This is a genomic window from Okeania hirsuta (assembly GCF_003838195.1).
In the GTDB taxonomy this organism is placed as follows: Bacteria; Cyanobacteriota; Cyanobacteriia; order Cyanobacteriales; family Microcoleaceae; genus Okeania; species Okeania hirsuta.
The window spans coordinates 1-9,774 of sequence record NZ_RCBY01000255.1; the positions used below are offsets into that span (position 1 = coordinate 1).

At 36.8% G+C, this 9,774-nt stretch carries 11 protein-coding genes, 1 tRNA gene and 3 pseudogenes; 8 read left to right on the forward strand and 7 right to left on the reverse strand.

Translation table 11 applies throughout. The features are described from left to right. Both D5R40_RS40140 and D5R40_RS27025 read left to right on the forward strand, forming a co-directional pair. A pseudogene (locus D5R40_RS40140) lies at positions 1-305 on the forward strand (IS1 family transposase); the annotation flags it as partial. Positions 306-428: 123 nt separating this feature from the next. After that, a pseudogene (locus D5R40_RS27025) lies at positions 429-548 on the forward strand (IS1 family transposase); the annotation flags it as partial. Between the two features lie 19 nt (positions 549-567). Here the strand turns inward: D5R40_RS27025 and D5R40_RS27030 are convergent. The 3 genes and pseudogenes from D5R40_RS27030 to D5R40_RS27040 all read right to left on the reverse strand — a co-directional run. After that, positions 568-852, reverse strand: a pseudogene (locus D5R40_RS27030) (helix-turn-helix domain-containing protein); the annotation flags it as partial. Between the two features lie 403 nt (positions 853-1,255). Beyond that, positions 1,256-1,328 (reverse strand) — tRNA-Thr (locus D5R40_RS27035). A gap of 58 nt (positions 1,329-1,386) precedes the next feature. Next, positions 1,387-1,767, reverse strand: coding sequence for a c-type cytochrome (locus D5R40_RS27040; protein ID WP_124147708.1), 381 nt, complete (start codon positions 1,765-1,767; stop codon positions 1,387-1,389). A 63-nt stretch (positions 1,768-1,830) separates the two neighbouring features. On the opposite strand from D5R40_RS27040, the gene D5R40_RS36155 reads away from it, so the two are divergent. Together D5R40_RS36155 and petG are read left to right on the forward strand one after the other, a co-directional pair. Beyond that, the gene (locus tag D5R40_RS36155) at positions 1,831-1,992 is read left to right on the forward strand and encodes a hypothetical protein (RefSeq protein WP_161564752.1); all 162 of its coding nucleotides are present in this window, start codon (positions 1,831-1,833) and stop codon (positions 1,990-1,992) included. Between the two features lie 306 nt (positions 1,993-2,298). Beyond that, a complete protein-coding gene (petG, locus tag D5R40_RS27045; protein ID WP_124147707.1) occupies positions 2,299-2,415 on the forward strand; it encodes a cytochrome b6-f complex subunit V in 117 nt (38 codons plus the stop codon). On the opposite strand, the gene rsmD is transcribed toward petG, so the two are convergent. Together rsmD and hisH are read right to left on the reverse strand one after the other, a co-directional pair. After that, complete coding sequence (gene rsmD, locus D5R40_RS27050) at positions 2,401-2,976, reverse strand: 16S rRNA (guanine(966)-N(2))-methyltransferase RsmD (protein ID WP_124147706.1); 576 nt, start codon at positions 2,974-2,976, stop codon at positions 2,401-2,403. The genes petG and rsmD overlap by 15 nt on opposite strands. Positions 2,977-2,983: 7 nt before the next feature. After that, entirely contained in the window at positions 2,984-3,628 is a 645-nt protein-coding gene (gene hisH / locus D5R40_RS27055; RefSeq protein ID WP_124147705.1) for an imidazole glycerol phosphate synthase subunit HisH, read from the reverse strand. Between the two features lie 102 nt (positions 3,629-3,730). Between hisH and D5R40_RS27060 the strand changes: the two genes are divergently transcribed. After that, the gene (locus D5R40_RS27060; protein WP_124147704.1) at positions 3,731-4,237 is read left to right on the forward strand and encodes a pyroglutamyl-peptidase I family protein; all 507 of its coding nucleotides are present in this window, start codon (positions 3,731-3,733) and stop codon (positions 4,235-4,237) included. A 480-nt stretch (positions 4,238-4,717) separates the two neighbouring features. Here the strand turns inward: D5R40_RS27060 and D5R40_RS27065 are convergent, their stop codons facing one another. Beyond that, positions 4,718-5,017, reverse strand: a complete 300-nt coding sequence (locus D5R40_RS27065; protein WP_124147703.1) for a hypothetical protein — start codon at positions 5,015-5,017, stop codon at positions 4,718-4,720. A gap of 263 nt (positions 5,018-5,280) precedes the next feature. On the opposite strand from D5R40_RS27065, the gene D5R40_RS27070 reads away from it, so the two are divergent. The 3 genes from D5R40_RS27070 to D5R40_RS27080 all read left to right on the forward strand — a co-directional run bounded on the left by D5R40_RS27070 (position 5,281) and on the right by D5R40_RS27080 (position 6,521). Beyond that, positions 5,281-5,505 (forward strand): hypothetical protein, encoded by a 225-nt coding sequence (locus D5R40_RS27070; RefSeq protein WP_124147702.1) that lies wholly within the window; start codon positions 5,281-5,283, stop codon positions 5,503-5,505. A gap of 84 nt (positions 5,506-5,589) precedes the next feature. After that, positions 5,590-5,712 carry a hypothetical protein gene (locus D5R40_RS41515; RefSeq protein WP_275670468.1) on the forward strand — a complete coding sequence of 41 codons (123 nt, stop codon included), beginning with the start codon at positions 5,590-5,592 and terminating at the stop codon, positions 5,710-5,712. 380 nt (positions 5,713-6,092) lie between these two features. Next, positions 6,093-6,521, forward strand: a complete 429-nt coding sequence (locus tag D5R40_RS27080) for a phosphomannose isomerase type II C-terminal cupin domain (RefSeq protein WP_124147701.1) — start codon at positions 6,093-6,095, stop codon at positions 6,519-6,521. Between the two features lie 1,134 nt (positions 6,522-7,655). Here D5R40_RS27080 and D5R40_RS27090 read toward each other — a convergent pair. Continuing rightward, positions 7,656-9,416 (reverse strand): GspE/PulE family protein, encoded by a 1,761-nt coding sequence (locus D5R40_RS27090; RefSeq protein ID WP_240039200.1) that lies wholly within the window; start codon positions 9,414-9,416, stop codon positions 7,656-7,658. Positions 9,417-9,774 lie beyond the last annotated feature (358 nt).

A 9,774-nucleotide genomic window follows, 5' to 3' on the forward strand; every position in this document is an offset into this window, starting at 1 on the left:
CGGAGCATGATCGCTCCAGGGCAAACTTTTGAGAAGTTATGGCAAGTTATCCAGTGTGAGCATAGCTTTTGGTATGTCACTGACGGTGATCGAGTTTACCCAAAATATATTCAACCTGAAGACCAAATGGTCTTGCAAAACTTATATGACCCGCGTGTTACGGAGAAAACACTCCCTTGAGACATGATCTGGCTCGACTAAAACGCAAAACCCTCTGTTACTCCAAATCCTTAACAATGCTTAAGTATTCTATTGGCTTGCTGGTACATTACTTGAAATTCAAGACTGTGCCAGTTCTTTTCTGAGCATTACACATTCACCAACGCCAATTTTTTGAACCTAAGCGACCTAAAAGCTGGGACTTTTTTTCAACTAAAAAATTCTAAAACCTTTATATGTCAATGCTTTTAGATTTAATCAGCAAACCCTATTTAGCTAGGTTACATCGCAAAACTTTGTGCTACTCCAAGTCCATTGATATGTTGTACAAATCAATTCCCTTGCTGATCTATGATTTGAAACATCGGCAAATTCCTCAATTCTCGTAATCATTCGTCACTGTGCAACGCCTGAAAAAAAGTTGCTGAAAGCAGTCTGTAAATGTCTCAAGCTTTGCTGCAATGGAACACAACTTACTTGTGTGAGAAATTCTAAATCTTTTTGCTTTTTCCAGGAGGTAAGCATGGCTGAGGTTTGTTTATAGCTTACTCGTTCTTGCCTCTCATACCATGCTTGAGTCCATTCAGCTAAAGCTTTGTTGTAGATTAGACCCACGTAACCCAAGGTCTTCCTTAGCAAGTTTTCTTACTCTAGAGTAGGGTAAAACCTAAATTTGTACGCTTTCTCAACCATCTATTACTTACTGAGAATTATTCACAGTCTAACATAATTGTGTGTGAGATATCAAGATTGATTGCTTTTCTTCCCGAAGCTCCCACAGGCCGGAGAGCGCGGTTCTCCAAGCAAAGTTGAGATAAAAATTTGAACTCTTGAAATCCTCCCGACGTTGCACATGGCGCGACAACGCAGGATTCCTAAACCTCGCAGATTAGGACTTTCGGCTTCTAACGCACCTACCTCCGAGGCCTTTCCCTCTTTCTGGTCTTACGGTCGCTCCACAGATTGACACTGCTAGCTCAGTAGCCTTATTTAATCTTAACACACTATTGGCAAAACCACAAAATTGATTGGTTTTCCCATAGGACACTCCCCTTTGGGAGAGCGCGGGTCTTGAACCAACTTTAGAGATAAAAAAAGCCGATGAGGAGACTCGAACTCCTGACCGTTCGATTACAAGTCGAGTGCTCTACCAACTGAGCTACATCGGCAACGTTTTTAATAATAGCAAAGCTGCACCTATTTATGCAACCCCTTTTTACTTTTAAATCACATTTGTTTTAAATAGCTTAATAAATCGGCCATTTCCCGGTCGCTGGGCTGAAATTGGGGCATAGGTGGTGTTTGGCCACTAACTACTTGCTTAATAATTGCCACATCTGACTTGCGTTGGGAAATACCTTCTAAATAAGGTCCGATCTGACTTTCTAAAACCCACTCGTGACAACCTGCACAGTTCATTTGAAAAATCGCGTGGCCTTGAACTGGGTCTCCATCAATAGACAATACTCTTTTTGTATAAGGATCATAAGCATGAAACTGCCTAAATCCTAAGAACATAAATAGGACTACCAACAGAACAGCCAGACCAACTAAGGCGCTCCACTTCAGTAAGACTTCTTTTTTGGTATCAGCAAGCTGGTTATCCAAAATCTTTATATCTCAAAAACTATCTACAAGAAAGTTTAATATCAATTAATATACCTTAACAGTATGGCTCTTTTTAGGGTAATTCTTTTATATCAAGTACAAAGATTTAATCTTAATCAATACTTTGAGGAACTATATTATTCATATTTGTATATAGAACCAATTTGGTATATTGACCTTGATGACATTTTTGAGCCATGGAGTCGTCCGTGGGATGTGGGATAGAAGGCAACTAGAAAAATATTCTCATACTCCTCCATGATGAATATCCGTATCTTCTCACTGTAGTTTTTGGTATACTTGCGTAAAAATTTGAGAGGCAGGTTATACATGGATTAAAGCAATAATTGAAAATACTTTAATACCCCCCATCTGCCCATCTGCTCCTAGTATTTTTAATAATATAGATCCCATAAGGGTTTTATATATTGGCCTGGGATTTCTTTACTGGCACTTTATCCCCAGACTCAAAAGAAATAGTAATATTGATCGATAAACAAATAAAAATTTCAACTATAAGGAGTTGGCTTCGTGGTAGAACCATTACTTTCTGGAATCGTACTAGGTCTCATCCTCGTGACATTGGCAGGACTATTTTTTGCAGCTTACCAACAATATCGACGGGGCAACCAATTAAACATCGACTAGATCAGTCAATCTCTCCTCTTGAGTGAGACTAAAGAAGGTCAAAGCTGTATTGCCATAGACTTTCTGCCGACAAACTTCTAAGGTGGACACAGATTTAACAGACAATCCTTCGGGACTATGTTCCACTGCTAACTCGCTGGTTGGTGCTAGAAGTTGATATTGGGCGATCGCCTCTAATACTGGTTGATATAAATCACTAGCATAAGGTGGGTCAAAATAAATCAAGTCAAACTTCTGCCCTACCAGCACTTTTAAACGTTTCAACACATCTCCCCGCAACACCTGAAATTCCTGAGATGAACTGGCCACAAGTTGCCAATTATGATCAATTACAGCACAAGCAGGGCCATATTTTTCAATTGCAATGGCTAAGGATGCTCCTCTACATAAAGCTTCGGCACCCATGGAACCCACACCTGCACATATATCTAACCATCGACAACCAGCTATATTAGTTTGCCAAATATTAAAGACTGCTTCTCGAACTTTGGCCAAAGTCGGACGAGTGGTCATTCCTGGTAAAGTTTTTAACGGACGATTTCCATATATCCTTAAGTTCATGGTTGCTCTAACCAGCTAAGGCCAAATTTTCAGATATAACTTTATTAACAAAATTTGACAAAATTTGTAGTCCAAGAGTAGAAGATTTTTCTGGGTGAAACTGTACTGCCATTAAATTGTTTTGCCCTACTGCTGCTGTGACTGTTTGATGGCCGTGGGTGACTGTTGCTGCTGTAACTTGAGAGTCAGTGGGGTCAACATAGTAGGAATGAACAAAATATACCCAAGGTTGAGAAGTTATTTCACTCCACAAAGGATGGCCTGGTTGAGTAAATTGTAGTTGGTTCCAACCCATTTGGGGAATTGTCAGACCAGGTTCAGATTTAAACCGACGTACTTTTCCAGAAAGTATTCCTAAACCTGGTTCCTGACCTTCTTCGCTACTTTCAAATAATATTTGCAAACCTAAACATATACCTAAAAAAGGTTTACCTGAAGCAATAACTTGTTTTATGGGTGTTTCTAAGTAGCGCGAGCGCAAGTGTTGCACTGCCGGGTCGAAAGACCCTACTCCTGGTAAAATTACTGCATCAGCTTGTTCTATTTCTATTGGAGAATCTGTAATTTTTGGGGTGGCACCAGTTTTTTCTAAACCTTTACAGACAGAATGTAAATTACCCATATCGTAGTCTATGACTGCAATAGTTGGCATTAATTTTTCTCCTTATTTTGTGATTGGCAATTTTATTATAGTTAATAAGTTAGTATAATTTAAAGAATTTACAGATTTTTTTATTTTGTCTTTGTTTGAAAAATGAAAACTAAAGTGTTACTGACATCATTTGATATATGGGAACCTCACCATAAATCTAATTCTTCTGATGATTTACTTGGTCTGATATCTGTGCAAAAATTAACTAATTATTCGTTAAGTTTTTTAAGAAAGTTACCTGTTGATTCACAGCTAGCTACACAGATTGTTATTGCTAAAATAGAAGAGATTCAGCCTGATGTGATTATTTGTTGTGGTATGGCAGAAACAAGGAAAATTCTCACAATAGAATCTCAAGCTAGTTGTGGAGAAGTGGTGATGAAAACTTCTATTAATTTAGCAGAGTTAGTTGCAGGTTTGGATGTGACTGAGATTAGTAATGATGCAGGAAAGTTTGTTTGCGAAGACTTGTATTATTCAGTTTTAAAATATCTCGATATGAGTTGTTATCAAAGTAAATGTATATTTGTTCATGTGCCTGTTTTAACAGAAAATAATCGGGATAAAATTGTAGGAGATTTTATGAAAATATTATTATATATCGTTTGATAATTTATATTTTAATAATTGACATATACCCCATTATCTAAAAAAAATCTATGTTTATTCAATACTTCAATTATTAAATAATGAGTCAAGCATAGTTATGTTTTTAACGATTATAGACATGAAGTGAAGATATATTATTCATAATTGACTATCTTCCTACTCTCTATGATCTTATTAACTAAGATGTAGCAAAACTTTACCGTCTACACAGTGTTTACAATTGCTTGGGATTTTAGTACCCATCCACTTTTTCCTTCTTTCTTCTTCCTTGTTCAAGGCTCGTATGAATTCAAGCTTGATCTATAACTACAGAACAAGAGTTTAGCTAAATCTTTACTAAACTCTTGTTCAAGGCTCGTATGAATTCAAGCTTGATCTATAACTACAGAACAAGAGTTTAGCTAAATCTTTACTAAACTTATCTCAAAAATTTATGACTATTTCACTGTCAATTACTCCCTGATGTATTTCGTAATTTAGTTAATTTTTACATTCCATTAATCCCAGAACATGAATTCTTTTACTTTGACAACTCTTGAGGGTTATTATTTCTGATTGTTCTTGCCATCCGTCAGGAATATCTGCCTTCAAAGAAAATCTACTTTCATCTAAATATCTTAAGTCTATTTCTGCTGTAAAAAATCTAAGGATATATAAAAACTCTGAAACTTTTACCTTTATTCCATGTTCCCTTTTCCCTAAATTAAAAGATATTTTTACCCGCAACTGAAATAAAATTGTTATAGCTCTGTCTCTTACTTGAGGAAATTTACTTTGCAAACTATTCTTTCTCAAAGTTTTTTCGTCTCAGTATTTAATTCTCTAATAAAATTGCTGTGATCTATAAAAAACGAGCATTACCGATTTACTGGCAAATTTTGCTCCAAAAAGGCTCGACTAATTTCAGGGAACAAAAAGCACTTATTCAATCAGTTTTAGGTTGATAGAAAAAATATAAACTGGTAGTTATTGGAGACCGATAATTTCATGGTATAGAGTGATATCACTGGCTAAAAATTAGGTCTAAGACTCAAAAAATAAATTTGATATTTAGACAAAAACAAAATACTAACTATAGAAAAAATCGTCAAAAATACCAGCCTTTGAGTGATTTGCCTGTAGCTCCTGGAACCCAAATATTTTTCAGTAACATTAATCTCACTAAATACAAAGGTTTCGGTAAATTTAATTTGGCTGCATATTGGAAAATCAAATATAATCATCAACTAGAAAAGCGAGTGCGTAATTCCGAGGTCTCCTCGGAATGAAAGACGCACTCAAGACAGGAACCTTGGTATTTACTAACAAATCTTGAAAGTTTAGATGAAGTTATCAAAATTTATCGGTCGAGAATGGGTATTGAGGCGATGTTTAAAGATGGTAAAACAGGGGGATATAATCTAGAAGGAAGTCGAGCTAATAAACAACCCTTGACCAATTTGATTTTACTAATAGCTATTGCTTACACAGCTTGATCTTACCATGGTAATTGTATCAAAAAGTCAGGAGATCAAAGATATATTTGTCGATCAAAAGAACCAGGACGAAAAGACAGAAGACATAACAACTTTTGGGTAGGTATGTATGGTGATTTGTGGGTGATCACTGGGGAATATTTATTCGATATTGTCCCAGATATGATGAATTTTAGTCCCCAGAAAAAGACCGGACATAAAATAAGACATCCTAAAAGCAAGATTAAAACAAAAAACTTGATGTTATCTAGCAAAAAGCCCCTATCAGCAATGGAGCAGGACTTGCACTGTCTCCTAGAGCAGCGTCGGGAGGATGCCAATGGCATTCTGTAGTAAAATGTGAAAGTAGATTATTATTTGATGTAATCGAAAAAAAATTTATGAGTGAAACACAAAATAATCAACAGTCTTCGACCCCAGTTGTAAATTCTGAAGTTACGGTTTCAAGTCAACATGAACATCCTACAAGAACACCGCCTTGGGGTACAGTCACAATGTTGGAAGAAGGTCCACGTTACAAAATTAATCGTATAGAGGTCAAACCAAAACATCATATTACGACCCAAATGCACTATCATCGTAGTGAACATTGGATTGTGGTTTCTGGTACTGCTAAAGTTGTGTTTGATGGTACAGAACATTTGCTCCTGCAAAAACAATCAACTTATGTTCCACCAAACACAGCACATCGTGTAGAAAATCCTGGTACAATTCCTCTAGTAATGATTGAAATTCAAAATGGGGAATATCTTGGGGAAGATGATATTACTCGTTTTCCAGAAGCTGATACAGAAGTATCTTCAACATAATTTTAGCTAGGCGATCGCTCATAGCAGTTTTCACTAAGAAAAGCAGAAAACAGAGGTTATTTAGTCCACTCCGGCATTAAACAAAAAACTGTAGTACTGCTCGCGTAATGGTAGAGGGAGTAGGGGAGATTAGGGGAATAGGGGAGACCTAGAGTGGAAAAAACTATGAGTAGGAAAGAAACCAAAATACATCTTCTTTCTTGATCATCGGAGCTGACATCATCAGGTAATTTGTCCCAAGTTCAATCCATACCATTATGGTTGTAGGACTGCCTAAAAAACAGCTATATTTTTGAAATATCTATCCATAGACCATATTATAGCAGTTTTCATTAACATAGAATACAGAGATTTTTACTTAAAGGCAGAAGGCACTTATGCTGAGGGCAGAAGTTCTGTAACCTACCTTTGTGAAGACTGCTATAATTAATTATATAATAATGTGTTAAACTTTGTTAGCGCACGATAACTGGACTGAGAAACCTAAAAATGGGTGAGGATACTAAAAAAAGTTGGCATTGGTGAATTAGTGTATGATATTAATCTTAATTACTTAAGAGTCAGAACTCAGAACTCAGGAGGGAAGAAAGAATAAGAAAGAGGAATAGAGGGAGAAAGTTTTTTGACCCCTAATGATCTGGAAATGATATCATACTTCAAATCACCAACGCCAAAAAGTTATATTACACACCATTAGGGTCTACCTGGAAAGTTATGTGTATCAGTTTAATCACTTAATACCATTATCCGGACTTATATCATGTCCGATAGCATCGTTTGTGTATAGAATTAAGTTTCAATTAAAAGAAACTCTTTCCTACGGAATGCTACGCAAACAGCATAGCTGCCTTCTACCCTCTGTCTTCCTTCCACCAAAGTATAAGTATTCAAAAGTATTCAAGCGGACATGATATTACGCAAAAGACAAAATTATACACTATTTGTAGGGGTTAACGACCGTTAATTCCTACTATATGTGGTGGTATGCGTAAGCCCTGATGATAAAAAACTTTCTTCTTTATCTTCCTTCTTTTTTTCTCTTGTACGTCGCCCTACCCATGCCTCCCCTACTGACTCCTAACTCCTGACTCCTACCCTCACTCATAAGACTTTTTCAGCAAACCCTATTTAATATCAACCTCTGGTAAAATTGTGAGTATATAAAGCACTACGTGGCAAAACACGCTGTACTTCTTCAACTGTAGTTATTCCTTGAGTTACCTTTTCAACAGCAGCAGTTTGGAAAGAAACAAAACCATTTTGCTTCAAATAACGCTGTAATTGAGTCATAGTACCTTCATAAATCAACTCACGAACCCGATCATCTACATCCAATAATTCTACAATTGCTTCTCTACCAGAATAACCAGAATGGAAACAATTAGAGCAACCACGACCAATACGCCATTTTCCCTGAATTTCATGTTTTATACTCGGAGTAACAGCAGATATAGTTTGCCCCCCATTGCCATTATTCAAAGCAGAAGCATAAGCAGATAGACTTTTGCTAACAGCCAAACTCATAGAAGGTAATATTTGCGGTTGCTCTAAACCCAATATTTGTAGATCGGCATTTGTGGGAGTATAAGCTTCTCCACAATGGGGGCAAATTTTTCGCACTAATCTTTGTGCAACAATACCCAATAGCGCATCACTCATCAAAGCAGGGTCAAGACCAATATCCTTTAACCGAGGAATTGCACCTATAGCATCATTAGTATGAAGAGTAGTCAAGACTAAGTGACCAGTCAATGCAGCTCTTACTGCTGTATCCGCTGTCTCGCGATCGCGTATTTCTCCCATCATAATAATATCGGGGTCTTGACGCAAAATTGCCCGTAGACCAGCGGCAAAAGTCATTCCTGCTCTTTCATTTACCTGAGTTTGAGTAATTCCGGGCAATACATATTCTACTGGGTCTTCAACAGTAACTACATTAACGTGTTCTGTTGCCACTGATAACAAACTGGTGTATAGAGTGCTTGTTTTCCCAGAACCAGTCGGTCCTGTAAAAATAATCATTCCCTGTGGTTGATGCAACCAACTTTTGTATACACTCAAACTCCGCTCAGAAAATCCCAATTTATCCAAACTAGAAAAAGGATTTTTGGAAGTTAGTAACCTAATCACAGCTTTTTCCCCTCCGACACAGGGAAGGGTACTGACTCGTAAATCTATTCCTATATTAGAATCATCCTCTCCTACATATTGTTCGCTAATTCTCCCATCTTGAGGACATCTACTTTCAGCGATATCCATATCACACATCACCTTAATAGCAACCACTACTCGACGACCAATATCTGCTGGTAGGGTGGTAATATTTCTGAGGATGCCATCAATACGGTAACGTACTCGTAAACCATCTCCAGTCGGTTCAAGATGGATGTCACTAGCACGGTTACGCAAAGCGCCGGAAATAATTGTTTTTATTCGACCAATTTGGTCTGCTGCTTGGGAGAGATATAATTCTGTGGTGGCGCAGACATCTTCTTCTTCTAGTTCTCCAGTTAAAGGATTAATTAACTGATTCCCAGAGATAGAGTTGGGGTCTATTTTTTCTCTATGATACCAGGCGCTATAGCTTTTTTCTGCGATAAAAATAATTTTGATGTCTGAAAAAGTACGGTCGCTCATCTTTTTCATCTCATCAGCACATATTTCTACAGGGGAGGCTAAGTAATAACAGTTACGCCATAAAAGTAGTGGAATAACTGGTGGTAATTCTTTTCGATCTGGGAATTCTCTAAAGAAACGATATGCTACTTCTTTATCTAGTAGTTGTAGATTTACTATTCCTCGTTGATCTACTAAATTTTCTAATGCTTGTTGGCAAGTAATTTCACGATTTCTTAATAGCTGCCAAGCTGATAGAACAGAGGTTGATGTAGTCATAGTCAATTAATTAGAGATGGTTTTTAATCATATTGCATCAAGGAAAAAATATTTTTTGTTCTCCTCCAACTTCTGAGACTAACACTGTTGTGATTAAATGAAAACCCATTTATGATTTTGGTCTTGTGTAGGAGTTTTCAGAAAGGTTTTGTAGAAAATATTCTGGAAAAGGTGAAAGATAATAGGGAACTAGAGAGCTTAAAAATAATATCAACTTAATATAATAAATCGATAATTCTTGTTTTAACAATGAATCAAATTTCTGTATATGATTATACAAATAATTTGTGATTTAAAAACGGGTTGAAGAAGGAGACAGGAGACAGGAGACAGGAGGAAAATTACATGGGGATTCTAA

Excerpts from the sequence above, each read along its gene's own strand:
- D5R40_RS36155 (WP_161564752.1), top strand. The coding sequence starts at position 1,831 with ATGGCTCTTTTTAGGGTAATTCTTTTATATCAAGTACAAAGATTTAAT.
- rsmD (WP_124147706.1), bottom strand. The coding sequence starts at position 2,976 with ATGAACTTAAGGATATATGGAAATCGTCCGTTAAAAACTTTACCAGGA.
- hisH (WP_124147705.1), bottom strand. The coding sequence starts at position 3,628 with ATGCCAACTATTGCAGTCATAGACTACGATATGGGTAATTTACATTCT.
- D5R40_RS27060 (WP_124147704.1), top strand. The coding sequence starts at position 3,731 with ATGAAAACTAAAGTGTTACTGACATCATTTGATATATGGGAACCTCAC.
- D5R40_RS41515 (WP_275670468.1), top strand. The coding sequence starts at position 5,590 with ATGGGTATTGAGGCGATGTTTAAAGATGGTAAAACAGGGGGATATAAT.
- D5R40_RS27080 (WP_124147701.1), top strand. The coding sequence starts at position 6,093 with ATGAGTGAAACACAAAATAATCAACAGTCTTCGACCCCAGTTGTAAAT.
- D5R40_RS27090 (WP_240039200.1), bottom strand. The coding sequence starts at position 9,416 with ATGACTACATCAACCTCTGTTCTATCAGCTTGGCAGCTATTAAGAAAT.